We start from the raw sequence: 26,511 nt of genomic DNA, 5'->3' as shown, positions 1-26,511 counted from the left end.
GCGCGCCGAACTTCCGTTCATTGTTTTGTCCGGAAGCGACAAATCTCACTTTGTGTAAATAACACACACGTATCGACACATATTCCGGGGTGCCCTTTGGGGTCGGTAATATGGGATACGTGGAGGCATAACCCCAACTTTATCTATAGAGGTTTTAACCATGGCAACTGTTTCCATGCGCGACATGCTCAAGGCTGGTGTTCACTTCGGTCACCAGACCCGTTACTGGAACCCGAAAATGAAGCCTTTCATCTTCGGCGCTCGTAACAAAGTTCACATCATCAACCTTGAGAAAACTGTACCAATGTTCAACGAAGCTCTGGCTGAACTGAACAAGATCTCCGCTCGTAAAGGTAAAATCCTTTTCGTTGGTACTAAACGCGCTGCAAGCGAAGCTGTGAAAGAAGCTGCTAACAGCTGCGACCAGTTCTTCGTGAACCATCGCTGGCTGGGCGGTATGCTGACTAACTGGAAAACCGTTCGTCAGTCCATCAAACGTCTGAAAGATCTGGAAACTCAGTCTCAGGACGGTACTTTCGACAAGCTGACCAAGAAAGAAGCGCTGATGCGTACTCGTGAGCTGGCGAAACTGGAAAACAGCCTGGGCGGTATCAAAGACATGGGCGGCCTGCCGGACGCACTGTTCGTTATCGATGCTGACCATGAACACATTGCTATCAAAGAAGCGAACAACCTGGGTATCCCAGTATTCTCTATCGTTGATACCAACTCTGATCCAGATGGCGTTGACTTCGTTATCCCTGGTAACGACGATGCAATCCGTGCTGTGACCCTGTACCTGAGCGCAGTTGCTGCTACCGTTCGTGAAGGCCGTTCTTCTGATCTGGCTTCCCAGGCGGAAGAAAGCTTCGTAGAAGCTGAGTAATAAGGCACGCTCGAAAGAGCCCTTATAAACCAGGTAGTAACACGTTTGGTTAGGGGGCCTGTTTATGGCCCCCTTTTTCACTTTTAAATCTGTGCGGTTTATCGCCGGGCAGATCAAATCTTCCGAGGATTTTAGAATGGCTGAAATTACCGCTTCCCTGGTAAAAGAGCTGCGTGAGCGTACTGGCGCAGGCATGATGGATTGCAAAAAAGCCCTGACTGAAGCTAATGGCGACATCGAGCTGGCAATCGAAAACATGCGTAAATCCGGTGCTATCAAAGCAGCGAAAAAAGCAGGCAACGTTGCTGCTGACGGCGTGATCAAAACCAAAATCAATGGCAACATCGCCTTCATTCTGGAAGTTAACTGCCAGACTGACTTCGTTGCTAAAGACTCCGGTTTCCAGGCATTTGCTGACAAAGTTCTGGACGCAGCTGTTGCTGGTAACATCACCGACGTTGACGTTCTGAAAGCACAGTTCGAAGAAGAACGCGTTGCGCTGGTTGCTAAAATCGGTGAGAACATCAACATCCGTCGCGTTGCTTCCCTGGAAGGCGAAGTTCTGGGCAACTACCAGCACGGCGCACGTATCGGTGTTCTGGTTGCTGCTAAAGGCGCTGATGAAGAGCTGGTTAAACAGCTGGCAATGCACGTTGCTGCAAGCAAGCCAGAATTCGTTAAACCAGAAGACGTATCCGCTGAAGTGGTAGAGAAAGAATACCAGGTACAGCTGGACATCGCGATGCAGTCTGGTAAGCCAAAAGAAATCGCAGAGAAAATGGTTGAAGGCCGCATGAAGAAATTCACCGGTGAAGTTTCTCTGACTGGCCAGCCATTCGTTATGGATCCAAGCAAGTCTGTTGGTCAGCTGCTGAAAGAGCACAATGCTGACGTAACTGGCTTCATCCGCTTCGAAGTGGGCGAAGGCATCGAGAAAGTTGAGACTGACTTCGCAGCAGAAGTTGCTGCAATGTCCAAGCAGTCTTAATTGCTGTAAAGGAGCCGCCTGAGGGCGGCTCTCTTTTGTGCGCTAGAGGTTAATGCACAAAATCGTCATGTGAAAATCAGCCAGCTCCTATAGGGACGCTCTGGCAAGGAACGCATGATGTCACCAGAATTTTTACCATCCCAATCGTGACACTCCAGGAAAGAAAATGGCTACCAACGCAAAACCTGTCTACAAACGTATTCTGCTCAAGCTTAGCGGTGAAGCATTGCAGGGGACTGAAGGCTTCGGTATTGACGCAAGTATTCTTGACCGCATGGCGCAAGAGATTAAAGAACTTGTTGAGCTGGGCATCCAGGTGGGTGTCGTCATTGGTGGTGGCAACCTGTTCCGCGGCGCGGGTCTGGCGAAAGCGGGTATGAACCGCGTTGTGGGCGACCACATGGGCATGCTGGCAACGGTAATGAACGGCCTGGCAATGCGTGACGCACTGCATCGCGCCTATGTGAACGCCCGCCTGATGTCAGCGATTCCGCTGAACGGCGTTTGCGACAACTACAGCTGGGCAGAGGCTATCAGCCTGCTGCGTAATAACCGCGTCGTGATTCTGTCCGCCGGTACCGGCAACCCGTTCTTTACCACTGACTCTGCAGCCTGCTTGCGTGGCATCGAAATCGAAGCTGACGTGGTACTGAAAGCAACCAAAGTTGACGGCGTGTTTACCGCTGACCCAGCAAAAGATCCGTCTGCCACCATGTATGAGCAGCTGACCTACACCGAAGTGCTGGATAAAGAACTGAAAGTCATGGATCTGGCGGCCTTTACGCTGGCTCGTGACCACAAATTGCCAATTCGCGTATTCAACATGAATAAACCAGGCGCACTGCGTCGCGTGGTGATGGGCGAAAAAGAAGGCACTTTAATTACAGAATAATTTCCGTTGAGGCCATTTCCGGGTAAGATTCGCGTTTATCCGGCAGAATTGATTCATACTCTATGGATTTCGAGCTGCGGGAAGGCGGCAAGTGAGGGAATCCCGATGAGCTTACTTTAGTAAGTGATTCGGGTGAGCGAATGCAGCCAACGCCCCCGCAGCTTGAAAGACGACGAGTATATTCTGTGGCATGATTTAAACGAGACTATACTTAGCGCATTCATAGCAATGTGTCATTGTCTGGTCGACTGAGACTAGTTTTCAAGGATTCGTAACGTGATTAGCGATATCAGAAAAGATGCTGAAGTACGCATGGACAAATGCGTAGAAGCATTCAAAAACCAAATCAGCAAAATTCGCACGGGTCGTGCTTCTCCTAGCCTGCTGGACGGCATTGTCGTTGAGTATTACGGCACCGCTACCCCGCTGCGTCAGCTGGCAAGCGTCACCGTAGAAGATACCCGTACCCTGAAAATCAACGTATTCGACCGCTCTATGGGCCCGGCCGTTGAGAAAGCGATTATGGCGTCTGACCTCGGCCTGAACCCAAGCTCAGCGGGCACCGACATTCGCGTTCCGCTGCCTCCGCTGACCGAAGAGCGTCGTAAAGACCTGACCAAAATTGTCCGTGGCGAAGCTGAACAGGCGCGCGTTTCCGTGCGTAACGTTCGTCGTGATGCGAACGATAAAGTTAAGGCGCTGCTGAAAGACAAAGAGATCAGCGAAGATGACGATCGCCGTTCTCAGGAAGACGTACAAAAACTGACTGACGTTGCTATCAAGAAAATTGAAGCGGCGCTGGCTGAGAAAGAAGCGGAACTGATGCAGTTCTAAGCTGTGTAAGTTGTGCGATGAACGCCGTACAGGAAGCATTAGTGCTTTGCTGGCGGCGTTTTGCTTTTACTCGTCGTCTTTCAAGCCGCAGGTGCGTTGGCTGCGCTCATTCACCCGAATCACTTACTAGAGTAAGCTCATCGGGCTCGTTCATTTGCCACCTTCCTGCTGCTTGAAATCCATAGAGTAAATCTATCTACCCGGAATATCTCATGAAGCAATTAACTGTCCTGGGCTCAACGGGCTCTATTGGTTGCAACACGCTGGACGTGGTGCGTCACAACCGTGAACGTTTTGCGGTAACGGCGCTGGTGGCAGGTAAAAACGTCGAGCGGATGGTTGAACAGTGCCTGGAGTTTTCTCCTCGCTATGCGGTAATGGATGACGCGAAGAGCGCCGATGCGGTAAAGCTGGCGCTGCGTGAACATGGCAGCCGTACGGAAGTGCTTTGTGGGCAGCAGGCGGCGTGTGATGTTGCCGCGCTGGATGAGGTCGATCAGGTCATGGCGGCTATCGTTGGGGCTGCGGGGCTGTTGCCGACGCTCTCAGCTATTCGCGCAGGAAAAACCATCCTGCTGGCGAACAAAGAGTCGCTGGTGACCTGCGGACGTCTGTTCCTGGAGGCGGTAAAAACGCATCGCGCACAGCTCTTGCCGGTTGATAGCGAGCATAACGCCATCTTTCAGAGTTTACCGCAAAGTTTTCAGTCCGACTTAGGGTACGCTGACCTTGAGCAGCATGGGGTATTATCCATTCTGCTTACCGGGTCAGGTGGCCCGTTCCGTGAGACGCCAATCAGCGATCTCGGTGCAATGACGCCGGATCAGGCTTGCCGTCATCCGAACTGGTCGATGGGACGTAAAATCTCCGTCGACTCGGCCACTATGATGAATAAAGGTCTGGAATACATCGAAGCCCGCTGGCTGTTCAATGCTTCAGCTAAGCAGATGGAAGTACTGATTCATCCTCAGTCGGTGATTCACTCAATGGTGCGATACCAGGACGGCAGCGTACTGGCGCAGCTGGGTGAGCCTGATATGCGGACGCCGATCGCCAATACGATGGCATGGCCTCATCGCGTCGTTTCCGGCGCGAAGCCGTTAGATTTCTGCAAGATGGGCGCATTAAGCTTCTCCGAACCGGATTATGCTCGCTACCCTTGTCTGAAGCTGGCGATGGAGGCCTTCGAGCAGGGGCAGGCGGCAACAACGGCACTGAATGCGGCGAACGAAGTCTCAGTAGCGGCGTTTCTTGACGGCCAAATCCGCTTTACCGATATTGCCAACGTCAATCTGGCGGTGCTCAATCATCTTAACCACCGGGAACCGCAAAGCGTGGAAGAGGTGCTGGAGATTGATGCCAGGGCGCGCGAAGAGGCGGCTACCCAGACGAAACTTTTCGTCAGGTAATGAGAGCCGAATCAGCATACAACCCGTCACGGCATTTGTTAGCTTCTGGCTTCAGTGATATAGTCTGCGCCACCCAATTGCCGTGCATTTTCGCCGGGTGGTTGGGAGAGCCGTGATTTAGCACGGCTTTTTTGCGAGACAAAGATACGTAAAATCATTCAGGTTTACCTGGAGGATGAAGTGTATAGCTGTATTCCGGGGTACCGCTCATCCCTTTTCATGGATTAAAAACGCGTTATGTTGTCTGCTAATCAACCAACCAGTGAGAATCAGCCAGCCCACGGTTGCCGTCATGTGGCGATCATTATGGATGGCAATGGTCGCTGGGCGAAAAAGCAAGGTAAGATTCGCGCCTTTGGCCACAAAGCCGGGGCGAAATCCGTGCGCCGCGCCGTATCCTACGCGGCTAGCAACGGTATAGAAGCATTAACGCTATACGCATTCAGCAGTGAAAACTGGAATCGCCCTGAGCAAGAGGTGAGTGCGTTGATGGAGCTGTTCGTCTGGGCGCTGGACAGCGAAGTGAAAAGTCTGCACCGTCATAACGTTCGGTTGCGGATCATTGGCGATACCCGTCGGTTTAATTCGCGCCTGCAGGAACGAATCCGCAAAGCCGAAGCGCTGACGGAAAATAATACGGGGTTAACATTGAACATCGCGGCTAACTATGGCGGCCGATGGGATATTGTTCAGGGAGTTCAGCGCTTAGCCGAACAGGTTCAGGAAGGGGAGCTCCGCCCCGATCAAATTAGTGAAGAACTGCTGTCTCAGCAGATCTGCATGCATGAACTGGCTCCCGTTGATTTAGTTATTAGGACCGGGGGAGAGCATCGAATCAGTAATTTTCTTATCTGGCAAATCGCCTATGCTGAACTTTACTTTACTGATGTTCTTTGGCCCGATTTCGATGAACAAGACTTTGAAGGTGCGCTGCATGCTTTCGCCAATCGCGAACGACGTTTCGGTGGCACCGAGCCTGGTGGCGACAAGGCCTGATGGGGGTAGCTTTTGCTGAAGTATCGCCTGATTTCTGCATTAATCTTAATACCGGTTGTTATTGCAGCCCTATTTTTGCTGCCGCCCGGCGGCTTCGCTATTGTCACGCTGGTGGTTTGTATGCTGGCGGCATGGGAATGGGGGCAATTAAGCGGTTTCACCTCGCGGACACAACGCGTGTGGCTGGCGGTACTCTGTGGCCTGTTGCTAACGGTGATGCTCTTCTTAATTCCGGAATATCACCATAATATCCATCAGCCGGTGGTAGAAACCTCGCTGTGGGCCTCCCTGATTTGGTGGGTAGTGGCCTTACTGCTGGTGCTTTCTTATCCTGGTTCCGCTGCTTTCTGGCGTCAATCAAAGGCGCTGCGCCTGATTTTTGGCATCGTCACTATCGTTCCTTTCTTCTGGGGCATGCTGGCGCTGCGTTCCTGGCATTATGATGAAAACCACTACAGCGGTGCGCTGTGGCTGCTGTACGTCATGATTCTGGTCTGGGGTGCAGACTCCGGCGCCTATATGTTTGGCAAGCTGTTTGGCAAACATAAGCTGGCACCGAAAGTTTCTCCAGGGAAAACCTGGCAAGGGTTCTTCGGTGGCCTGGTAACGGCAGCAATCATTTCCTGGGCCTATGGCCTGTGGGCAAATCTGGACGTCGCCCCATCCACACTGTTAACCTGTTCCATCGTGGCAGCGTTGGCCTCCGTTTTGGGCGATCTCACTGAGAGCATGTTCAAACGTGAAGCTGGTATCAAAGATAGCGGTCATCTGATCCCCGGTCACGGTGGGATCCTTGATCGCATTGACAGCCTGACGGCGGCGGTTCCGGTCTTCGCCTGCTTGCTGCTGCTGGTTTTCAGGACGATTTAACGGATGGACTTATGCTGAGCATTCTCTGGAACCTTGCCGCGTTTATTATCGCGCTAGGGATATTGATCACCGTACATGAATTTGGTCATTTCTGGGTCGCTCGGCGCTGTGGTATCCGTGTAGAGCGCTTTTCCATAGGCTTTGGTAAAGCGCTCTGGCGCCGCGTGGACAAACGCGGCACCGAATTTGTTATCGCCCTTATCCCGCTGGGCGGCTACGTCAAAATGCTTGATGAGCGCGTTGACGCGGTGGCACCTGAGATTCGCCATATGGCGTTTAATCACAAAACGGTTGGCCAGCGCGCTGCCGTTATTGCTGCCGGGCCTATCGCCAACTTCCTCTTTGCTATCTTCGCCTACTGGCTGGTGTTTATCATCGGCGTCCCGGCTGTTCGTCCAGTAGTTGGCGAAATAACCGCCAACTCCATCGCCGCAGAAGCACAAATTGCACCAGGCACGGAACTAAAAGCTGTTGACGGTATCGAAACGCCTGACTGGGATGCTGTGCGCATGGCGTTAGTGGCAAAAATTGGTGATGACAGTACCACCCTCACCGTTGCCCCTTTCGGCAGCGACCAGCGGCAGGATAAAATCCTTAATCTGCGTCATTGGGCGTTTGAACCGGATAAGCAAGACCCGGTCACGACGCTCGGTATTCATCCTCGTGGTGCGCAAATTGAACCGGTGCTGGCGGAAGTGCAATCTGACTCTGCGGCGCGTAAAGCCGGTTTACAAGCAGGGGATCGGATCGTTACAGTCAACGGTCAACCGCTGACGCAGTGGATGACGTTTGTCACGCTGGTGCGCGACAATCCAGGCAAGGCATTACCGCTGGAGATCGAAAGGCAGGGGAGTCTCTTGTCTTTAACTCTGATACCGGATACAAAACACGGTAGCGGAAAAACAGAAGGGTTTGCAGGGGTAGTACCAAAGGTTATCCCGCTGCCTGAGGAATATAAAACAGTGCGCCAGTATGGGCCGTTCAGCGCTATCGTCGAAGCCACGGAAAAAACCGGGCAGTTGATGAAGCTGACCGTCAGTATGCTGGGAAAATTGATCACCGGTGACGTCAAACTGAACAACCTCAGTGGGCCGATTTCGATCGCCCAGGGGGCTGGGATGTCTGCGGAGTATGGGCTGATTTACTACCTGATGTTTCTTGCACTCATCAGCGTGAATTTAGGCATAATCAACCTGTTCCCGCTCCCTGTGTTAGATGGGGGACACTTGCTGTTTTTAGCGATTGAGAAGCTGAAAGGCGGCCCGGTATCCGAGCGAGTTCAAGACTTTAGTTATCGCATCGGCTCGATACTGCTGATGATGTTAATGGGGCTTGCACTTTTCAATGATTTCTCTCGGTTGTAAGAGAGTTAGTTAGGAAGAACGCATAATAACGATGGCGATGAAAAAGTTGCTTATAGCGTCGCTGCTGTTTAGCAGCGCAACCGTATACGGTGCTGACGGGTTCGTAGTGAAGGACATTCATTTCGAAGGCTTGCAGCGTGTCGCTGTTGGTGCGGCCCTTCTCAGTATGCCAGTACGTCCTGGCGATACCGTCTCTGATGATGATATCAGTAACACCATTCGCGCCCTGTTTGCCACGGGTAACTTTGAGGACGTTCGCGTTCTGAGAGACGGCGATGTGTTACTGGTGCAGGTCAAAGAACGCCCAACGATCGCCAGCATCACCTTCTCCGGCAACAAGTCGGTGAAAGATGACATGCTGAAGCAGAACCTTGAGGCTTCAGGTGTCCGTGTTGGTGAATCTCTCGACCGTACAACCCTGTCCGATATCGAAAAAGGACTGGAAGATTTCTACTACAGCGTCGGTAAGTACAGCGCGAGCGTGAAGGCGGTTGTTACGCCACTGCCGCGTAACCGTGTCGACCTGAAGCTGGTCTTCCAGGAAGGGGTTTCCGCCCAGATTCAACAGATCAACATCGTCGGTAACCATGCGTTCAGTACCGAAGATCTAATCTCAACATTCCAGCTGCGTGATGAAGTGCCGTGGTGGAACGTGGTTGGCGATCGTAAATACCAGAAACAGAAGCTGGCGGGTGACCTTGAAACCCTGCGCAGCTACTACCTGGATCGCGGTTACGCCCGTTTCAACATCGATTCCACGCAGGTGAGCCTGACACCAGACAAAAAAGGCATCTACATCACCGTTAACATCACCGAAGGCGACCAGTACAAACTGTCTGGCGTGCAGGTGACGGGTAACCTGGCAGGGCATTCGGCTGAAATTGAAGGCCTGACCAAGATTGAACCAGGCGAACTCTATAACGGCGCGAAAGTGACCAAAATGGAAGATAACATTAAGAAACTTCTTGGTCGCTACGGATACGCGTATCCACGCGTACAGTCTCAGCCTGAAATCAACGACACGGATAAAACCGTTAAGCTGCATATCAACGTTGATGCGGGTAACCGTTTCTACGTGCGTAACATTCGCTTTGAAGGCAACGACACCTCAAAAGATTCCGTTCTGCGTCGCGAAATGCGCCAGATGGAAGGGGCGTGGCTGGGCGGCGATTTAGTTGACCAGGGTAAAGATCGTCTGAACCGTCTGGGCTACTTCGAAACCGTCGACACCGAAACCCAACGCGTGCCGGGCAGCCCGGATCAGGTAGATGTGGTTTACAAGGTGAAAGAGCGTAACACCGGTAGCTTCAACTTCGGTGTGGGCTACGGTACGGAAAGTGGCGTGAGCTTCCAGGCAGGCGTTCAGCAGGATAACTGGTTAGGTACCGGTTACTCTGTCGGTATCAACGGTACCAAGAACGACTACCAGACCTATACCGAGCTTTCTGTGACCAACCCGTACTTTACGGTGGATGGTGTTAGCCTTGGCGGCCGTCTCTTCTACAATGACTTTAAAGCGGATGATGCTGACCTGTCGTCCTATACCAACAAAAGTTATGGTGTAGACGGTACGCTGGGCTTCCCGATTAACGAATACAACTCACTGCGTGCGGGTCTGGGCTATGTCCACAACGACCTGTCCAATATGGAACCGCAGGTGGCGATGTGGCGTTATCTGAAATCTATCGGTCAGAACCCGGGAACGACTACCGACGATAATGGGTTTACGGCAGATGACTTCACCTTTAACTACGGTTGGACCTATAACCGACTTGACCGCGGCTACTTCCCGACGGACGGTTCGCGCGTCAACCTGAACGGTAAAGTCACTATTCCGGGCTCCGACAACGAATTCTACAAGGTGACGTTGGATACGGCGTCCTACTTCCCACTGGATGAAGATCACAAGTGGGTGGTTCTGGGTCGTACCAAGTGGGGCTACGGTGATGGTTTAGGCGGTAAAGAACTGCCGTTCTATGAGAACTTCTATGCCGGTGGCTCCAGCACAGTGCGTGGCTTCCAATCCAACACCATTGGTCCAAAAGCGGTCTATAACGGTGGGCCAGGGTTGGATAACTGCGACCAGAGCGGCGGTTACTGTAAGTCTGACGATGCGGTCGGTGGTAACGCCATGGGTGTGGCCAGCCTTGAGCTGATCGTCCCAACGCCGTTTATCAGCGACAAATACGCGAACTCGGTGCGTACTTCGTTCTTCTGGGATGCCGGTACCGTGTGGGATACCAACTGGCAGAACACGGCGGATATGAAGAATTTAGGCATTCCAGATTACAGCGATCCAAGCAATATCCGTATGTCCGCGGGTATCGCATTACAATGGATGTCCCCATTAGGGCCGTTGGTCTTCTCCTACGCCCAGCCGTATAAGAAATACGAGGGCGACAAATCCGAGCAGTTCCAGTTTAACATTGGTAAAACCTGGTAATTGCTCTTTGCAAAGGAATGCAAGTTCAGTGTAGTTTTGCTGGCATTAGGCGATAGCGTCAAGGTGGCTTCGGCCACCAAAAGAACAGTACCCTCGGGTACATATGGGATGGTAAGGAGTATTATTGTGAAAAAGTGGTTAGTCGCTGCAGGTCTGGGTTTAGCAATGGCTGCATCTGCTCAAGCAGCAGACAAAATTGCAATTGTTAATATGGGTAGCCTGTTCCAGCAAGTTGCACAGAAAACTGGCGTTTCCAGCACCCTGGAAAACGAATTCAAAGGCCGTGCTGGAGAACTTCAGCGTATGGAAGGTGACCTGCAGTCTAAAATGCAGCGTCTGCAGTCTATGAAAGCAGGTGCCGATCGCACCAAGCTGGAAAAAGACATCTCTTCCCAGCGTCAGACTTTCTCCCAGAAAGCACAGTCCTTTGAACAGGACCGTCAGCGTCGCACCAACGAAGAACGTGGCAAACTGGTTACTCGTATCCAGACTGCTGTGAAATCCGTTGCTGCCAGCCAGAGCATTGACCTGGTTGTTGATGCTAACGCCGTTGCATTCAACAGCAGCGATGTTAAAGACATCACCGCTGATGTACTGAAACAGGTTAAATAAGTAATGCCTTCAATTCGACTGGCTGACTTAGCTCAGCAGTTGGATGCGGAATTACACGGTGATGGCGATATCGTCATCACCGCTGTCGCGTCCATGCAATCCGCTAAAGCGGGTCAAATCACGTTCCTGGTTAACCCTAAGTACCGTGATCACCTGTCTGCGTGCGAAGCGTCGGCGATTGTCCTGACGCAAGATTTACTGCCTTTTGCCAAAGGCGCTGCGCTGGTAGTGAAGAATCCCTACCTGACTTACGCACGTATGGCTCAAATTTTAGATACCACGCCACAGCCGGCGCAGGATATCGCCCCGAGCGCGGTCATCAGTCCGTCTGCGGTACTCGGTAACAACGTCTCCATCGGCGCGAATGCGGTGATTGAGTCTGACGTTGTGCTGGGCGATAACGTCGTGATTGGGGCGGGGTGTTTCGTTGGTAAAAAAACGAAAATTGGCGCGGGTTCACGTCTGTGGGCTAATGTCACCATTTACCACGAAGTCGAGATCGGTGAGAATTGCCTGATCCAATCCAGCACGGTGATCGGCGCGGATGGTTTCGGCTATGCCAACGATCGTGGTAATTGGGTGAAGATCCCTCAACTTGGTCGCGTCATTATTGGCGATCGTGTAGAGATCGGTGCCTGTACGACGATCGACCGCGGTGCGCTTGATGACACGCAGATCGGCAACGGTGTTATCATTGATAACCAGTGCCAGATTGCGCACAACGTGGTGATTGGCGACAATACTGCGGTTGCAGGCGGTGTTATCATGGCCGGTAGCCTGAAAATTGGTCGTTATTGCATGATTGGCGGTGCCAGCGTCATCAACGGCCATATGGAAATTTGCGACAAAGTGACAGTAACCGGTATGGGCATGGTCATGCGTCCTATTACCGAACCAGGCGTTTACTCGTCGGGTATTCCGCTCCAGCCTAATAAGGCATGGCGCAAAACTGCCGCACTGGTGATGAATATTGATGAAATGAGCAAGCGTCTCAAAGCAGTAGAACGCAAGCTTGATAATCAAGACTAATTTTCATCTGTATCGCATGATACTTTCCGGCCTGTCGGCATTCTTGTAATCCGGCAGGCCGTGTTATTATTGCCCCTTAGTATATTTTGACAGGAAGAGTATTTTGACAACTGACACTCATACTCTGCACATTGAAGAGATTTTAGAACTTCTGCCGCACCGCTACCCGTTCTTACTGGTAGACCGCGTGCTGGATTTTGAAGAAGGTCGTTTTCTGCGCGCAGTGAAAAATGTTTCCGTAAATGAGCCGTTTTTCCAGGGCCACTTCCCTGGCAAACCGATTTTACCGGGCGTGCTGATTCTGGAAGCAATGGCGCAGGCAACAGGTATTCTGGCGTTTAAAAGCGTTGGTAAACTGGAGCCGGGCGAGCTGTACTACTTTGCTGGCATCGACGAAGCGCGCTTCAAGCGTCCTGTTGTGCCTGGCGATCAGATGATTATGGAAGTCACCTTCGAGAAAACTCGCCGTGGCCTGACTCGCTTTAAAGGCGTTGCGCTGGTAGACGGTAAAGTGGTTTGCGAAGCGACGATGATGTGTGCGCGTAGCCGGGAGGCCTGATCCGTGATTGATAAAACCGCCTTTATCCATCCTACTGCCATTGTGGAAGACGGCGCCGTTATCGGTGCTAATGCCCACATTGGTCCGTTTTGTATTGTGGGGCCAAACGTCGTTATCGGCGAAGGCACCGTACTGAAGTCTCACGTTGTTGTTAACGGCCATACTACTATTGGACGTGATAACGAGATCTATCAGTTCGCCTCTATCGGGGAAGTTAACCAGGATCTGAAATATGCTGGTGAACCAACTCGCGTGGAAATTGGCGATCGCAACCGCATTCGCGAAAGCGTCACCATTCACCGTGGCACAGAACAGGGCGGTGGATTGACGAAGGTGGGCAGCGATAACCTGCTGATGATCAACGCTCACGTAGCGCACGATTGTACCGTAGGTAACCGCTGCATCCTGGCCAATAACGCGACCCTCGCAGGTCACGTATCGCTGGATGATTTTGTTATCATCGGCGGCATGACCGCCGTGCACCAGTTCTGCATTATCGGTGCACACGTGATGGTTGGCGGCTGTTCTGGCGTTGCTCAGGATGTGCCACCGTACGTTATTGCTCAGGGCAACCACGCGACGCCGTTTGGCGTCAACATCGAAGGCCTGAAGCGCCGCGGCTTTAGCCGTGAAGCGATCACCGCGATCCGCAACGCCTATAAAGCGTTGTACCGCAGCGGCAAAACGTTGGACGAAGTGAAACCGGAAATCGCCGAACTGGCGAAGCAGTATCCGGAAGTTCAGCCATTTAGCGATTTCTTCGCGCGCTCTACGCGTGGCCTGATTCGTTAATGACTGAGCAGCGTCCACTAACGATTGCCCTGGTCGCCGGAGAAACCTCCGGCGATATTCTTGGTGCCGGTCTGATTCGCGCCCTCAAGGCGCGAGTTCCCAACGCTCGTTTTGTTGGCGTTGCGGGCCCACGTATGCAGGCTGAAGGTTGCGAAGCCTGGTACGAAATGGAGGAGCTGGCGGTGATGGGCATCGTTGAAGTGCTGGGGCGACTGCGTCGTCTGCTGCACATTCGCGCTGACCTGACCAAACGCTTTACCGATCTCAAACCCGACGTCTTTGTCGGCATTGATGCCCCCGATTTCAATATCACCCTTGAGGGCAACCTTAAGAAGCAGGGGATCAAAACCATTCACTATGTTAGCCCGTCCGTTTGGGCCTGGCGACAGAAACGCGTCTTCAAAATTGGCAGAGCCACTGACCTGGTGCTCGCTTTTCTGCCTTTTGAAAAAGCGTTTTATGACAAATTTAACGTCCCATGCCGCTTTATCGGTCATACCATGGCGGATGCCATGCCGCTCGACCCCGATAAAAATGCCGCACGGGATACGCTGGGTATCGCCCACGATGTGCACTGCCTGGCACTGTTACCCGGCAGTCGCGGTGCTGAAGTGGAAATGCTCAGCGCTGACTTTTTAAAAACCGCGCAGCTTTTGCGCCAGCAGTATCCGGACCTTGAGGTCGTGGTCCCGCTGGTGAATGCAAAGCGTCGCGAACAGTTTGAACGTATCAAGGCAGAAGTGGCGCCAGATCTTTCCGTGCATATGCTGGACGGTATGGCGCGTGAAGCGATGATCGCCAGCGATGCCGCTCTGCTGGCCTCCGGGACGGCGGCGCTGGAGTGTATGCTGGCGAAATGCCCGATGGTGGTGGGCTATCGTATGAAGCCGTTCACCTTCTGGCTGGCGCAGCGTCTGGTGAAAACCGACTACGTCTCCCTGCCAAACCTGCTCGCCGGTCGTGAGCTGGTGAAAGAGTTGTTGCAGGACGAATGCCAGCCGCAGGCGTTAGCCGACGCGCTGCAGCCGCTGCTGGCAAACGGTAAGACCAGCCACGCAATGCACGATACGTTCCGCGACCTGCACCTGCAAATTCGCTGCAATGCCGATGAACAGGCGGCAGATGCGGTGCTGGAGCTTGCACAATGATTGAATTTGAATATCCCCATACCCATTTAGTCGCGGGTGTGGATGAAGTGGGCCGTGGCCCGCTGATTGGCGCGGTCGTTACCGCAGCCGTCATTCTCGACCCTGCACGCCCGATTGTCGGCCTGAACGACTCCAAAAAGCTGAGCGAAAAACGCCGCCTGGCGCTGTTTGATGAAATCAAAGAAAAAGCGCTGTGCTGGAGCCTTGGCCGCGCGGAGCCGCATGAAATCGACGAACTGAATATTCTGCATGCCACCATGCTGGCGATGCAGCGCGCCGTTGCCGGGCTCTCTATCCCGCCGGAATATGTGCTGATCGACGGCAATCGTTGCCCGGCGCTGCCAATGCCGTCTATGGCGGTAGTGAAAGGCGATAGCCGAGTGGCGGAAATCAGCGCGGCGTCTATTCTCGCTAAAGTGACGCGAGATGCCGAGATGACTGAGCTGGATAAAGTGTTCCCGCAGTACGGTTTTGCCCAGCATAAGGGCTATCCAACCGCTTTCCATCTGGAAGCGCTGGCGCAATATGGCGCTACCGAGCATCACCGACGCAGCTTTGCTCCCGTCAAACGTGCACTGGGACTTGCGTCCTGATTCGTGTGTCGTGAATAAGTAAACCGGAATCTAAAGATGGCTGAACCACGTTTCGTGCACCTGCGGGTGCATAGCGACTACTCCATGATCGATGGGCTGGCAAAAACCGGGCCGCTGGTGAAAAAGGCGGCCGCGCTTGGCATGCCTGCGCTGGCGATCACCGATTTTACTAACCTGTGCGGCCTGGTGAAGTTCTACGGAGCGGGCCACGGTGCCGGAATCAAGCCGATCGTCGGCGCAGATTTTAACGTTCAGAGCGAACTGTTCGGCGACGAACTCACCCATTTAACGGTGCTGGCGGCCAATAACACCGGCTACCAGAACCTGACGCTGCTGATCTCCAAAGCCTATCAACGCGGCTACGGCGCGGCTGGCCCGATCATCGATCGTGACTGGCTGATTGAGCTGAAAGAGGGGCTGATTTTGCTGTCCGGCGGCCGCATGGGCGACGTCGGGCGCAGCCTGCTGCGCGGTAATATGGCACTGGTGGATCAGTGCGTTGATTTTTATGAAGAACATTTTCCCAACTGCTATTTCCTCGAGCTGATTCGTACCGGTCGTCAGGATGAAGAAACTTACCTGCATGCGGCGGTAGAGCTGGCGGAAACGCGCGGTCTGCCGGTGGTGGCGACCAACGATGTCCGCTTCCTCGAACCGGGCGACTTTGACGCGCACGAAATCCGCGTCGCCATCCACGATGGTTTTACTCTCGACGACCCGAAACGTCCGCGCAACTACTCTGCGCAGCAGTATATGCGCAGCGAAGACGAGATGTGTGAGCTGTTCTCCGACATCCCGGAAGCGTTGGAAAACACCGTTGAAATCGCCAAGCGCTGTAATGTCACGGTGCGTCTGGGCGAGTACTTCCTGCCGCAGTTCCCGACCGGCGATATGACCACCGAGGACTTCCTCGTTGTCAAATCACGTGAAGGTCTGGAAGAACGCCTTGCATTTCTGTTCCCCGATCCGAAAGTGCGCGAAGAGAAGCGCCCGCCGTACGATGAACGTCTGGAGACAGAACTTAAAGTTATCAACCAGATGGGCTTCCCCGGCTACTTCCTGATCGTGATGGAATTTATCCAGTGGTCGAAAGATAACGGCGTGCCGGTTGGGCCGGGCCGTGGTTCCGGTGCGGGCTCTTTAGTGGCGTATGCGCTGAAAATTACCGACCTCGATCCGCTGGAGTTTGACCTGCTGTTCGAACGCTTCCTTAACCCGGAACGTGTCTCGATGCCCGACTTCGACGTCGACTTCTGCATGGAGAAACGCGACCAGGTTATCGAACACGTGGCGGAAATGTACGGGCGTGATGCGGTATCGCAGATCATCACCTTCGGTACTATGGCGGCGAAAGCGGTTATCCGCGACGTGGGCCGTGTCCTGGGTCACCCGTACGGCTTCGTGGATCGTATCTCTAAGCTGGTGCCGCCCGATCCGGGAATGACGCTGGCGAAAGCTTTTGAAGCTGAACCGCAACTGCCGGAAATTTATGAGGCGGATGAAGAGGTTCGCGCGCTGATTGATATGGCGCGTAAGCTTGAAGGTGTCACCCGAAACGCCGGTAAACACGCCGGTGGTGTGGTTATCGCACCGACAAAAATTACCGACTTTGCGCCGCTGTACTGCGATGAGCAGGGTCTGCACCCGGTTACCCAGTTTGATAAGAACGACGTCGAATACGCCGGGCTGGTGAAGTTCGACTTCCTCGGCCTGCGTACGCTCACCATCATCAACTGGGCGCTGGAAATGATCAACGCCCGGCGTGAACGTAACGGCGAGCCGCCGCTGGATATTGCGGCCATTCCGCTCGACGATAAGAAAAGCTTTGATATGCTGCAGCGCTCGGAGACCACCGCGGTCTTCCAGCTTGAATCCCGCGGCATGAAAGACCTGATTAAACGTCTGCAGCCTGACTGCTTCGAAGATATGATCGCACTGGTGGCTCTGTTCCGACCGGGCCCCCTGCAGTCAGGGATGGTAGATAACTTTATCGACCGTAAGCACGGGCGAGAAGAGATCTCATACCCAGACGTACAGTGGCAGCACGAATGTCTGAAGCCGGTGCTGGAACCAACGTACGGCATCATCCTGTATCAAGAACAGGTCATGCAGATTGCCCAGGAGCTTTCCGGCTATACCCTCGGCGGCGCGGATATGCTGCGTCGTGCAATGGGTAAGAAAAAGCCGGAAGAGATGGCCAAGCAGCGCGGCACCTTTGAAGAAGGGGCGAAAAGTCGCGGTGTTGACGGCGAACTGGCGATGAAAATCTTTGACCTGGTAGAGAAATTCGCCGGTTACGGGTTTAACAAATCGCACTCCGCTGCTTATGCTTTAGTGTCCTATCAGACGCTGTGGCTGAAAGCACACTATCCCGCTGAGTTTATGGCAGCGGTAATGACCGCCGATATGGATAACACCGAGAAGGTGGTCGGCCTTGTGGATGAATGCTGGCGAATGGGGCTAAAAATCCTGCCGCCGGATATCAATTCCGGTTTATATCATTTCCACGTTAATCATGACGGGGAAATCGTGTATGGTATCGGCGCGATTAAGGGCGTGGGTGAAGGCCCAATTGAAGCAATCATCGAAGCGCGTAATAACGGCGGCTACTTCCGCGAACTGTTTGACCTTTGCGCGCGCACCGATACCAAAAAGCTCAACCGCCGGGTGCTGGAAAAATTGATCATGTCAGGGGCGTTCGATCGCCTTGGCCCACACCGCGCCGCGCTGATGAATTCGCTGGGCGATGCGTTAAAAGCTGCTGACCAGCATGCGAAAGCGGAAGCCATTGGGCAGGCGGATATGTTCGGCGTATTGGCCGAGGAGCCGGAGCAGATCGAGCAGTCCTATGCGAACTGCCAACCCTGGCCTGAACACACGGTACTGGAAGGTGAGCGGGAAACGTTAGGCTTATACTTAACGGGTCACCCGATTAACCAGTATCTCAAAGAAATTGAGCGCTATGTCGGCGGCTATCGCCTAAAAGACATGCATCCGACAGAACGTGGTAAAGTGACCACGGCTGCGGGGCTCGTGATTGCCTCAAGGGTTATGGTCACCAAGAGAGGCAATCGTATCGGTATCTGCACGCTGGATGACCGATCCGGACGGTTAGAGGTGATGTTATTCACCGAAGCCCTGGAAAAATACCAGCATCTGCTGGAAAACGACCGCATACTTATCGTCAGCGGACAGGTCAGCTTTGATGACTTCAGCGGCGGCCTTAAAATGATGGCCCGCGAAGTGATGGACATTGACGAAGCCCGGGAAAAATACGCTCGTGGGCTTGCTATCTCGCTGACGGACAGGCAAATTGATGACCAGCTTTTAAACCGACTCCGTCAGTCTCTGGAACCCCATCGTTCGGGAACCATTCCAGTACATCTCTACTATCAGAGGGCGGATGCACGTGCGCGGTTGCGTTTCGGTGCAACCTGGCGTGTCTCTCCGAGCGATCGTTTACTCAACGATCTGCGTGGCCTCATCGGTTCGGAGCAGGTGGAACTGGAGTTTGACTAATACAGGAATACTATGAGTCTGAATTTCCTTGATTTTGAACAGCCGATTGCAGAGCTGGAAGCGAAAATCGATTCTCTGACTGCGGTTAGCCGTCAGGATGAGAAACTGGATATTAATATCGACGAAGAAGTGCATCGTCTGCGTGAAAAAAGCGTAGAGCTGACGCGCAAAATCTTTGCCGATCTCGGCGCATGGCAGGTAGCCCAACTGGCGCGCCATCCGCAGCGCCCGTACACCCTGGATTATGTCCGCCTGGCGTTTGATGAATTTGACGAACTGGCGGGCGATCGCGCCTATGCTGACGATAAAGCTATCGTTGGCGGTATCGCGCGTCTGGACGGTCGTCCGGTGATGATCATTGGTCATCAGAAAGGTCGCGAAACCAAAGAGAAAATCCGTCGTAACTTCGGCATGCCTGCACCTGAAGGCTATCGTAAAGCCCTGCGTCTGATGGAGATGGCAGAGCGCTTCAACATGCCTATTATCACCTTCATCGACACCCCAGGGGCTTATCCTGGCGTGGGCGCGGAAGAGCGCGGTCAGTCCGAAGCTATCGCACGCAACCTGCGTGAAATGTCTCGTCTGAGCGTGCCGGTTATCTGTACCGTTATCGGCGAAGGCGGCTCCGGCGGCGCGCTGGCTATCGGCGTGGGCGATAAAGTGAATATGCTGCAGTACAGCACCTATTCCGTTATCTCTCCGGAAGGCTGTGCGTCCATTCTGTGGAAAAGCGCCGACAAAGCACCGCTGGCTGCTGAAGCCATGGGCATCATCGCGCCGCGTCTGAAAGAGCTGAAGCTTATCGACTCTATCGTTCCGGAACCACTGGGCGGCGCACACCGTAACCCAGAGGTGATGGCGGCATCCCTGAAGGCGCAGCTGTTGGCTGACCTTGCCGATCTCGACGTGCTGAGCAAAGAAGATTTGCTTAACCGCCGCTATCAGCGCCTGATGAGCTACGGCTACGCCTAACGATTTCGTTAAGACCTTACTGAAAAGGGCCACAGTTTGTGGCCCTTTTTTATTGTCTGCGTTCTACCTGCGCTATGATAGGTAAAGGATTTCCAGGAGGAACGCATGAATATTATCGCCATTATGGGCCCGCACGGCGTCTACTACAAAGACGAACCGATTAAGGAGCTGGAAGGCGCGCTGCTGGCGCAAGGCTTCAAAATTATCTGGCCACAGAACAGTGCCGACCTGCTGAAGTTTATCGAACACAACCCGCGTATCTGCGGAGTCATTTTCGATTGGGATGAATACAGCGTCGATCTCTGCGGTGAGATCAATCAGCTTAATGAATATCTGCCGCTCTACGCCTTTATCAATAACCACTCGACGATGGACGTTAGCGCGCACGACATGCGCATGGCGCTGTGGTTCTTTGAGTATGCGCTGGGCCAGGCCGATGATATCGCCACGCGCATTCGTCAGTACACCGATGAGTACCTCGATAACATCATGCCGCCGTTCACCAAGGCACTGTTTACCTATGTCACGGAAGGTAAGTACACCTTTTGTACGCCGGGACACATGGGCGGTACGGCCTACCAGAAAAGCCCGGTGGGCTGCTTGTTCTATGATTTCTTCGGTGCCAATACCCTGAAGGCAGACGTGTCGATTTCCGTCACCGAACTGGGCTCGCTGCTGGATCACACCGGGCCGCACCTTGAAGCCGAAGAGTATATCGCCCGCACCTTTGGTGCCGAGCAGAGCTATATGGTGACCAATGGTACTTCAACCTCGAACAAAATCGTTGGTATGTACGCTGCGCCGAGCGGTAGCACGCTGCTGATTGACCGCAACTGCCATAAGTCGCTGGCACACTTGCTGATGATGAACGACGTCGTGCCGCTATGGTTGAAGCCGACGCGCAACGCACTGGGGATACTAGGCGGCATTCCGAGACGCGAGTTTACCCGCGACAGCCTGCAGCAGAAGGTGAACAGTACCGATGGCGCCGAGTGGCCGGTGCACGCGGTGATCACCAACTCTACCTACGATGGCCTGCTGTATAACACCAACTGGATCAAACAGACGCTGGACGTGCCGTCGATTCACTTCGACTCGGCCTGGGTACCCTATACTCACTTCCACCCCATCTATCAGGGCAAAAGCGGTATGAGCGGCGAGCGGGTACCGGGCAAGGTCTTCTTCGAAACCCAATCCACCCACAAGATGTTGGCGGCGCTGTCGCAGGCCTCGTTAATCCACATTAAGGGTGACTACGATGAAGACACCTTCAACGAAGCCTTTATGATGCATACCTCCACCTCGCCAAGCTACCCGATCGTCGCCTCGATAGAAACGGCAGCGGCCATGCTGCGCGGTAACCCGGGCAAACGATTGATCAACCGTTCAGTGGAACGCGCGCTGCATTTCCGTAAAGAGGTTCAGCGCCTGCGCGAAGAGTCTGACAGCTGGTTCTTTGATATCTGGCAGCCGGAAGCCATCGACGAAGCGGAGTGCTGGCCGGTGTCGCCGGGTGAATCGTGGCACGGATTTAGCGACGCTGACGCCGATCATATGTTCCTCGACCCGGTGAAGGTGACGATCCTGACGCCAGGAATGGATGAACAGGGCAACATGAGCGATGACGGTATTCCGGCGGCGCTGGTGGCGAAATACCTTGATGAGCACGGCGTAGTCGTTGAAAAGACCGGGCCGTATAACCTGCTGTTCCTGTTCAGTATTGGGATTGATAAAACCCGTGCGATGGGACTGCTGCGTGGGCTGACCGAGTTTAAGCGCGCCTACGATCTTAACCTGCGGGTCAAAAATATGCTGCCGGATCTCTACGCCGAAGATCCGGACTTCTATCGCAACATGCGTATCCAGGATCTGGCGCAGGGGATCCACCGCCTGATTCGCCAGCACGATCTCCCTCGCTTGATGCTGCGTGCCTTTGACGTGCTGCCTGAGATGAAGCTCACGCCGCATCGGGCGTGGCAGAAACAGATCAAAGGCGAGGTGGAAACGGTCGCGCTGGAAGATCTGGTAGGGCGCGTCTCGGCCAATATGATCCTGCCGTACCCGCCGGGCGTACCGCTGCTGATGCCGGGTGAGATGATCACTGAAGAGAGCCGTTCGGTGCTCGACTTCCTGCTGATGCTCTGCTCCGTTGGGCGACATTATCCGGGCTTTGAAACCGATATTCACGGTGCAAAACGCGATGAAAATGGCGTCTACCGTGTGAGAGTCCTAAAAAACCATTGGGGGGTTGCGTGATAACGACCTGCGCGGGTAACGTGCAGAGATAAGGTTAACGGAGAGAAACGATGCTGGGATTAAAACAGGTTCATCACATTGCCATTATTGCGGCCGATTACGCAAAGAGTAAGTCCTTTTACTGCGACATTCTCGGCTTTACGCTGCAAAGCGAAGCCTATCGGGAAGCGCGTGATTCATGGAAAGGCGACCTGGCGCTAAACGGTCAGTATGTGATTGAGCTGTTCTCCTTCCCGTTCCCGCCGGCGCGTCCTAGCCGCCCGGAAGCCTGTGGCCTGCGTCATCTGGCGTTCAGCGTGGATGACATTGATGCGGCGGTGGCGCACCTTGAGGCGCACGGCGTGGCTTGTGAAGCCATCCGTATCGACCCGTTTACCGATAAGCGTTTTACTTTTTTCAATGATCCAGACGGTCTGCCGCTGGAGCTATACCAGCACTAAGGCTTGCCACTAACCTCCCGGCCCGGTAACGTGCCGGGCTATATCTTCCATTATGACATCGCCATGACATCATCTTCGCTCGCGCAACGACTCTCACCGCACCGCCAGTTTCTGGTGGCGTTCAGCGGTGGCCTCGATTCAACGGTGCTGTTGCACCAGTTGGTTTGCTGGCGGCAGCAGGAGCCAACGCTATTGCTGCGCGCAATCCATATTCACCACGGTATTAGCCAGAACGCCGATAGCTGGGTAGAACACTGCCAGCAGGTCTGTGCGCAATGGCAGGTACCGCTGGCGGTAGAGCGGGTGAAACTGGCACAGAGTGGTATTGGGCTGGAGGCGGAAGCCCGAAACGCGCGCTATCAGGCGTTTCACGATGCGCTCATGCCGGGCGAAGTTCTCGTGACGGCACAGCATCTGGACGATCAAAGTGAAACCCTGATGTTAGCGCTTAAACGCGGCAGCGGGCCTGCCGGACTTTCGGCAATGCCGATGCATGCAGCGTTTGGTGACACGCAGCTAATTCGTCCGTTGCTACAGGAAACCCGTGCGGCGTTGCTGCAGTGGGCACAGACGCATGCACTGACGTGGATTGAAGACGAGAGCAATCAGGACGACACCTACGACCGCAATTTCCTGCGTCTACGCGTCCTGCCATTACTCAACGCCCGCTGGCCCCATTTTGCCGAAGCGGCAGCCAGAAGCGCGGCGCTCTGCGGTGAACAGGAACAACTGTTGGATGAACTGCTGGCGGATGAATTTGCACGGCTGCGTACGGATGTCGGGACGTTGACCATCGAACCAATGATGGCGATGAGCGCGCCAAAACGGGCGGCGATTTTGCGCCGCTGGCTGGCGTGGCACGGTGCGCCGATGCCTTCGCGTGAGATGCTTGTGCGGGTATGGCAAGAGGTGGCGCTGGCGCGGGAAGACGCGACGCCTTGCCTGCGCCTGGGTAACTTCGAGATTCGCCGTTATCAGCAGCAGCTTTGGTGGGTGAAGGCGCTTGAGGGGCAAACGGAATCGGTGCTGGAGTGGGCTGATCTCACGATGCCGCTGGTGCTGCCGGGGGAACTCGGTGAACTGCATTGTATCACCGGAGGAGACATTCGCCTGCCGAGAGCAGATGAACCGGTTTCCGTGCGGTTTAAAGCGCCGGGGATGCTGCATATTGTCGGGCGCCACGGTGGCCGTAAGCTAAAGAAAATATGGCAGGAACTGGGCGTGCCGCCCTGGCTGCGCGACACCACGCCGCTGCTGTTTTATGGTGAAACGCTTATTACGGCTGTCGGTGTCTTTGTCACGGTCGACGGAGCGTGTGAAGCAGGTGAGGGTATAGCGCTGAGGTGGGATAAAACGGGCAGCGACGCCGCCCGTGATTGAATCATGATTCGCTAACGACCACGGTCCCGATTTCGGGGTGGCTGAAGCTGGTAATACGGTCGAGGCGCAGTTCGCGCAGTTCACCCGCGCTATCAACGACCAGATATTCCACGTTTTTACGCGATAACAGATCATGAGCCTTGGCTTGCAGCACTTCGCCGTCTTTTAGCTCCAGTGACAGGACGAGGTGGTGCTGGCAGGCGAGCTCAAGATTGTCATAGTCATCACAATTGATGGGTTGATAAGTATCATTCATCGACATAATCGCTCACCAGTAAGTTTGCCGCCGCATACGCGGCTTTTTCCCTGATTGATTCGGAAATGGCATTATCCGCCGCAACATCGTTCAACACCTTCAGTACACAACCTAGCGCATCCGGGATATACCCCAAATCACCGCTCGCAATCTCTGCGTAGCGTTGACGAATCAACTCACAATAGTTGCCCACGTGCCCTCCTGTCTGCGCTTCAATAAGCCTATGAAGATAATCTCTGTTTAGCAAGGTGACTATATCATACTCATTTAAGCATTATCAGCGGGATGAGTGACGGCGGATGCAATTCAGGACAGCCTTTTGGCCCTGATTTCGCTACAATGAGCCCCATTTTTCGCAGGAGTGAAGTCATGGCGCTGAAAGCAACAATTTATAAAGCGGTGGTGAACGTCGCGGATCTCGACCGCAACCAGTTTCTGGACGCGTCGTTAACGCTGGCACGCCATCCTTCTGAGACCCAGGAGCGCATGATGCTGCGCCTGCTGGCGTGGATTAAGTACGCGAACGAACGTCTGCAGTTTACCCGCGGGCTCTCTTCTGAGGACGAGCCGGAAGTGTGGCTGCGTAACGATCACCTGGGCATCGATCTGTGGATTGAACTGGGTCTGCCGGACGACCGTCGGATTAAAAAAGCCTGCAGCTTGTCTCAGGAAGTCGCGTTGTTCACCTACAATAGTCGTGCCGCGGAAATCTGGTGGCAGCAGAACCAGAACAAGATGGCGGGCTTTAAGAACCTGACGATCTGGTACCTCGACGATGAACAGCTGGCGAAGCTGAGCGCTTTTGCCGAGCGTACTATGACGCTACAGGCGACGATTCAGGAAGGGGCAATCTGGCTCTCTGACGCTCAGAATAATCTGGAAATTCATCTGACGCCGTGGCAACTGCCGGCATGATTGTTATCTCCCGGCAGGTAAGTATTCCTGACACGGAGTTGACGATTACCGCCATCCGGGCGCAGGGGGCGGGCGGTCAGCACGTGAATAAGGCCTCAACGGCGATTCATCTGCGTTTTGACATCCGGGCCTCCAGCCTGCCAGAGTATTATAAAGAGCGCCTGCTCGAAGCCAGCCACCACTTAATTTCTGCCGACGGTGTGATTATTATTAAGGCGCAGGAGTACCGCAGTCAGGAAATGAACCGTGAAGCGGCGTTAGCTCGCCTGGTTTCCGTTATCCAAACGCTGACCGCAGAACAAAAAAGCCGACGACCGACGCGCCCAACTCGGGCATCGAAGGAGCGGCGGCTGACGTCGAAAGCGCAAAAGTCTTCAGTGAAAAACTTGCGCGGTAAAGTTCGCTATTAAGCCGGACGTGGATGTAATAAGAATAAGGAATTGAGGGTGAAAAAAGCGATATTGGCCATTGCGGCTACGGGGATGCTGTTTGGGCTTTTCGGATGCAACCATTCGGAAATGAAAACCCTGAAACCGACTCAGGCAGCTGAGTTGACGCCGATGCAGCAAAGCTGGCGTGGGGTGATCCCTTGCGCCGATTGTGAGGGCATTGAAACCTCGCTGTTCCTTGAAAAGGACGGTACCTGGGTGATGAACGAACGCTATCAGGGCGTGAGCCGTGAGCCGTCGTCGTTTGGCTCCTACGGTACCTGGGCGCGCACCGCCGATAAGCTGGTGCTGACCGATAGCGAAGGCGAGAAGTCTTACTATCGTGCGAAGGGCGAAAAGCTGGAGATGCTTGACCGAGAAGGTAACCCGATTGAGTCAAAGCTTAACTACACGCTGGAACCGGTGAAAGCTAGCCTGCCAACCACGCCGATGGCGATGCGCGGTATGTACTTCTATATGGCCGATGCGGCCATCTTTACCGACTGCGCCACCGGGCAGCGCGTAGCGGTAGCCAATAACGCGCAGCTGGAGCGTGACTACGCCGCCGCACAGGGCAGCGACAGCAAACCAATTCTGCTGGTGGTCGAAGGGCACTTTACCGTTGAGCCAAATCCAGATACTGGTGCGATGGTGAAAACCCTGGCGGCCGATAAAGCCGGGGCGTTTGCGCCGGGTAAAGACTGTACCAGCGCGAAGTAAAGGTATTTGTAGGCCTGATAAGCGCAGCGCCATCAGGCAATTCGGTGCTGATTGCCGGATGGCGGCGTAAACGCCTTATCCGGCCTACAGAGAATTGCGGTCGTATAAGAGCGTTGTGACTAGTCCTGATATAGGTTGACAGTTTTCTGTCGATAAAACGCCTGATGAACGTCATCGGGCGTTTTGTACTTCAGGGCCAGATGTGGCCGT

Annotated in this window: 25 protein-coding genes; 23 read left to right on the top strand and 2 right to left on the bottom strand. The window is 54.0% G+C overall.

The annotated features are described in order from the left end of the window. Window positions 1–160: 160 nt before the first annotated feature. The 20 genes from rpsB (at window position 161) to tilS (ending at window position 23,982) form a co-directional block, all read left to right on the top strand. The gene (rpsB, locus tag ACLGE8_RS11550) at window positions 161–886 is read left to right on the top strand and encodes a 30S ribosomal protein S2 (RefSeq protein ID WP_185669223.1); all 726 of its coding nucleotides are present in this window, start codon (window positions 161–163) and stop codon (window positions 884–886) included. 136 nt (window positions 887–1,022) lie between these two features. Beyond that, window positions 1,023–1,874: a translation elongation factor Ts gene (gene tsf / locus ACLGE8_RS11545; RefSeq protein WP_185669222.1), complete on the top strand. Its 852-nt coding sequence runs from the start codon at window positions 1,023–1,025 to the stop codon at window positions 1,872–1,874. Window positions 1,875–2,040: 166 nt separating this feature from the next. After that, window positions 2,041–2,766 carry a UMP kinase gene (pyrH, locus tag ACLGE8_RS11540; protein ID WP_185669221.1) on the top strand — a complete coding sequence of 242 codons (726 nt, stop codon included), beginning with the start codon at window positions 2,041–2,043 and terminating at the stop codon, window positions 2,764–2,766. Between the two features lie 276 nt (window positions 2,767–3,042). Beyond that, window positions 3,043–3,600 (top strand): ribosome recycling factor, encoded by a 558-nt coding sequence (frr, locus tag ACLGE8_RS11535; protein WP_035891962.1) that lies wholly within the window; start codon window positions 3,043–3,045, stop codon window positions 3,598–3,600. 212 nt (window positions 3,601–3,812) lie between these two features. Next, window positions 3,813–5,009: a 1-deoxy-D-xylulose-5-phosphate reductoisomerase gene (ispC, locus tag ACLGE8_RS11530; RefSeq protein ID WP_410998601.1), complete on the top strand. Its 1,197-nt coding sequence runs from the start codon at window positions 3,813–3,815 to the stop codon at window positions 5,007–5,009. A gap of 237 nt (window positions 5,010–5,246) precedes the next feature. Continuing rightward, on the top strand, window positions 5,247–6,005 hold the full coding sequence (gene ispU, locus ACLGE8_RS11525; protein WP_185669219.1) for a (2E,6E)-farnesyl-diphosphate-specific ditrans,polycis-undecaprenyl-diphosphate synthase: 759 nt from the start codon (window positions 5,247–5,249) through the stop codon (window positions 6,003–6,005). 12 nt (window positions 6,006–6,017) lie between these two features. After that, window positions 6,018–6,875, top strand: a complete 858-nt coding sequence (gene cdsA / locus ACLGE8_RS11520) for a phosphatidate cytidylyltransferase (protein ID WP_410998599.1) — start codon at window positions 6,018–6,020, stop codon at window positions 6,873–6,875. An 11-nt stretch (window positions 6,876–6,886) separates the two neighbouring features. Further along, window positions 6,887–8,239: a sigma E protease regulator RseP gene (gene rseP / locus ACLGE8_RS11515; RefSeq protein ID WP_410998597.1), complete on the top strand. Its 1,353-nt coding sequence runs from the start codon at window positions 6,887–6,889 to the stop codon at window positions 8,237–8,239. Between the two features lie 31 nt (window positions 8,240–8,270). After that, window positions 8,271–10,682, top strand: a complete 2,412-nt coding sequence (gene bamA / locus ACLGE8_RS11510; protein WP_410998595.1) for an outer membrane protein assembly factor BamA — start codon at window positions 8,271–8,273, stop codon at window positions 10,680–10,682. Between the two features lie 126 nt (window positions 10,683–10,808). Further along, window positions 10,809–11,294, top strand: a complete 486-nt coding sequence (skp, locus tag ACLGE8_RS11505) for a molecular chaperone Skp (protein WP_106925578.1) — start codon at window positions 10,809–10,811, stop codon at window positions 11,292–11,294. A 3-nt stretch (window positions 11,295–11,297) separates the two neighbouring features. Then, entirely contained in the window at window positions 11,298–12,323 is a 1,026-nt protein-coding gene (gene lpxD, locus ACLGE8_RS11500; protein ID WP_333011663.1) for a UDP-3-O-(3-hydroxymyristoyl)glucosamine N-acyltransferase, read from the top strand. A gap of 103 nt (window positions 12,324–12,426) precedes the next feature. After that, window positions 12,427–12,882 (top strand): 3-hydroxyacyl-ACP dehydratase FabZ, encoded by a 456-nt coding sequence (gene fabZ, locus ACLGE8_RS11495; protein ID WP_004145858.1) that lies wholly within the window; start codon window positions 12,427–12,429, stop codon window positions 12,880–12,882. 3 nt (window positions 12,883–12,885) lie between these two features. After that, a complete protein-coding gene (lpxA, locus tag ACLGE8_RS11490) occupies window positions 12,886–13,674 on the top strand; it encodes an acyl-ACP--UDP-N-acetylglucosamine O-acyltransferase (RefSeq protein ID WP_410998588.1) in 789 nt (262 codons plus the stop codon). Next, a complete protein-coding gene (gene lpxB / locus ACLGE8_RS11485; protein ID WP_410998586.1) occupies window positions 13,674–14,822 on the top strand; it encodes a lipid-A-disaccharide synthase in 1,149 nt (382 codons plus the stop codon). Before lpxA ends, lpxB begins: the two co-directional genes overlap by 1 nt. After that, a complete protein-coding gene (rnhB, locus tag ACLGE8_RS11480) occupies window positions 14,819–15,415 on the top strand; it encodes a ribonuclease HII (RefSeq protein ID WP_035891972.1) in 597 nt (198 codons plus the stop codon). The genes lpxB and rnhB overlap by 4 nt, the downstream gene beginning before the upstream one ends. A gap of 36 nt (window positions 15,416–15,451) precedes the next feature. Further along, window positions 15,452–18,934: a DNA polymerase III subunit alpha gene (gene dnaE / locus ACLGE8_RS11475; RefSeq protein ID WP_410998584.1), complete on the top strand. Its 3,483-nt coding sequence runs from the start codon at window positions 15,452–15,454 to the stop codon at window positions 18,932–18,934. Between the two features lie 12 nt (window positions 18,935–18,946). Further along, complete coding sequence (gene accA / locus ACLGE8_RS11470; RefSeq protein WP_395597231.1) at window positions 18,947–19,906, top strand: acetyl-CoA carboxylase carboxyl transferase subunit alpha; 960 nt, start codon at window positions 18,947–18,949, stop codon at window positions 19,904–19,906. Between the two features lie 105 nt (window positions 19,907–20,011). Next, a complete protein-coding gene (gene ldcC, locus ACLGE8_RS11465) occupies window positions 20,012–22,162 on the top strand; it encodes a lysine decarboxylase LdcC (RefSeq protein ID WP_410998581.1) in 2,151 nt (716 codons plus the stop codon). 50 nt (window positions 22,163–22,212) lie between these two features. After that, on the top strand, window positions 22,213–22,602 hold the full coding sequence (locus tag ACLGE8_RS11460) for a VOC family protein (RefSeq protein WP_410998579.1): 390 nt from the start codon (window positions 22,213–22,215) through the stop codon (window positions 22,600–22,602). 63 nt (window positions 22,603–22,665) lie between these two features. Beyond that, window positions 22,666–23,982: a tRNA lysidine(34) synthetase TilS gene (gene tilS, locus ACLGE8_RS11455; RefSeq protein ID WP_410998798.1), complete on the top strand. Its 1,317-nt coding sequence runs from the start codon at window positions 22,666–22,668 to the stop codon at window positions 23,980–23,982. A 1-nt stretch (window position 23,983) separates the two neighbouring features. Here the strand turns inward: tilS and rof are convergent, their stop codons facing one another. Together rof and ACLGE8_RS11445 are read right to left on the bottom strand one after the other, a co-directional pair. Next, entirely contained in the window at window positions 23,984–24,244 is a 261-nt protein-coding gene (gene rof, locus ACLGE8_RS11450) for a Rho-binding antiterminator (RefSeq protein WP_035891978.1), read from the bottom strand. Beyond that, window positions 24,231–24,431, bottom strand: a complete 201-nt coding sequence (locus ACLGE8_RS11445; RefSeq protein ID WP_035891979.1) for a YaeP family protein — start codon at window positions 24,429–24,431, stop codon at window positions 24,231–24,233. Before ACLGE8_RS11445 ends, rof begins: the two co-directional genes overlap by 14 nt. A gap of 176 nt (window positions 24,432–24,607) precedes the next feature. On the opposite strand from ACLGE8_RS11445, the gene ACLGE8_RS11440 reads away from it, so the two are divergent. From ACLGE8_RS11440 to nlpE, 3 genes are read left to right on the top strand one after another with little or no spacing between them, the layout of a single operon-like run. After that, window positions 24,608–25,153 carry a YaeQ family protein gene (locus ACLGE8_RS11440; protein WP_185669208.1) on the top strand — a complete coding sequence of 182 codons (546 nt, stop codon included), beginning with the start codon at window positions 24,608–24,610 and terminating at the stop codon, window positions 25,151–25,153. Next, window positions 25,150–25,563: an alternative ribosome rescue aminoacyl-tRNA hydrolase ArfB gene (gene arfB / locus ACLGE8_RS11435; protein WP_410998577.1), complete on the top strand. Its 414-nt coding sequence runs from the start codon at window positions 25,150–25,152 to the stop codon at window positions 25,561–25,563. The genes ACLGE8_RS11440 and arfB overlap by 4 nt, the downstream gene beginning before the upstream one ends. A gap of 36 nt (window positions 25,564–25,599) precedes the next feature. Beyond that, the gene (gene nlpE, locus ACLGE8_RS11430; RefSeq protein ID WP_410998575.1) at window positions 25,600–26,301 is read left to right on the top strand and encodes an envelope stress response activation lipoprotein NlpE; all 702 of its coding nucleotides are present in this window, start codon (window positions 25,600–25,602) and stop codon (window positions 26,299–26,301) included. Window positions 26,302–26,511: the final 210 nt, after the last annotated feature.

Source organism: Kluyvera sp. 142486 (assembly GCF_046569695.1).
Taxonomy (GTDB): Bacteria; Pseudomonadota; Gammaproteobacteria; order Enterobacterales; family Enterobacteriaceae; genus Kluyvera.
Note: the sequence above shows the minus strand (reverse complement) of the source record. Positions and strands in the feature narration are given on the sequence as shown.

Coding starts and splice junctions, on each gene's coding strand:
- lpxD (WP_333011663.1), top strand. CDS start 11,298: ATGCCTTCAATTCGACTGGCTGACTTAGCTCAGCAGTTGGATGCGGAA.
- ispU (WP_185669219.1), top strand. CDS start 5,247: ATGTTGTCTGCTAATCAACCAACCAGTGAGAATCAGCCAGCCCACGGT.
- rseP (WP_410998597.1), top strand. CDS start 6,887: ATGCTGAGCATTCTCTGGAACCTTGCCGCGTTTATTATCGCGCTAGGG.
- rpsB (WP_185669223.1), top strand. CDS start 161: ATGGCAACTGTTTCCATGCGCGACATGCTCAAGGCTGGTGTTCACTTC.
- tilS (WP_410998798.1), top strand. CDS start 22,666: ATGACATCATCTTCGCTCGCGCAACGACTCTCACCGCACCGCCAGTTT.
- ACLGE8_RS11460 (WP_410998579.1), top strand. CDS start 22,213: ATGCTGGGATTAAAACAGGTTCATCACATTGCCATTATTGCGGCCGAT.
- rof (WP_035891978.1), bottom strand. CDS start 24,244: ATGTCGATGAATGATACTTATCAACCCATCAATTGTGATGACTATGAC.
- dnaE (WP_410998584.1), top strand. CDS start 15,452: ATGGCTGAACCACGTTTCGTGCACCTGCGGGTGCATAGCGACTACTCC.
- ACLGE8_RS11440 (WP_185669208.1), top strand. CDS start 24,608: ATGGCGCTGAAAGCAACAATTTATAAAGCGGTGGTGAACGTCGCGGAT.
- tsf (WP_185669222.1), top strand. CDS start 1,023: ATGGCTGAAATTACCGCTTCCCTGGTAAAAGAGCTGCGTGAGCGTACT.
- bamA (WP_410998595.1), top strand. CDS start 8,271: ATGGCGATGAAAAAGTTGCTTATAGCGTCGCTGCTGTTTAGCAGCGCA.
- ldcC (WP_410998581.1), top strand. CDS start 20,012: ATGAATATTATCGCCATTATGGGCCCGCACGGCGTCTACTACAAAGAC.
- lpxB (WP_410998586.1), top strand. CDS start 13,674: ATGACTGAGCAGCGTCCACTAACGATTGCCCTGGTCGCCGGAGAAACC.
- accA (WP_395597231.1), top strand. CDS start 18,947: ATGAGTCTGAATTTCCTTGATTTTGAACAGCCGATTGCAGAGCTGGAA.
- arfB (WP_410998577.1), top strand. CDS start 25,150: ATGATTGTTATCTCCCGGCAGGTAAGTATTCCTGACACGGAGTTGACG.
- rnhB (WP_035891972.1), top strand. CDS start 14,819: ATGATTGAATTTGAATATCCCCATACCCATTTAGTCGCGGGTGTGGAT.
- pyrH (WP_185669221.1), top strand. CDS start 2,041: ATGGCTACCAACGCAAAACCTGTCTACAAACGTATTCTGCTCAAGCTT.
- ispC (WP_410998601.1), top strand. CDS start 3,813: ATGAAGCAATTAACTGTCCTGGGCTCAACGGGCTCTATTGGTTGCAAC.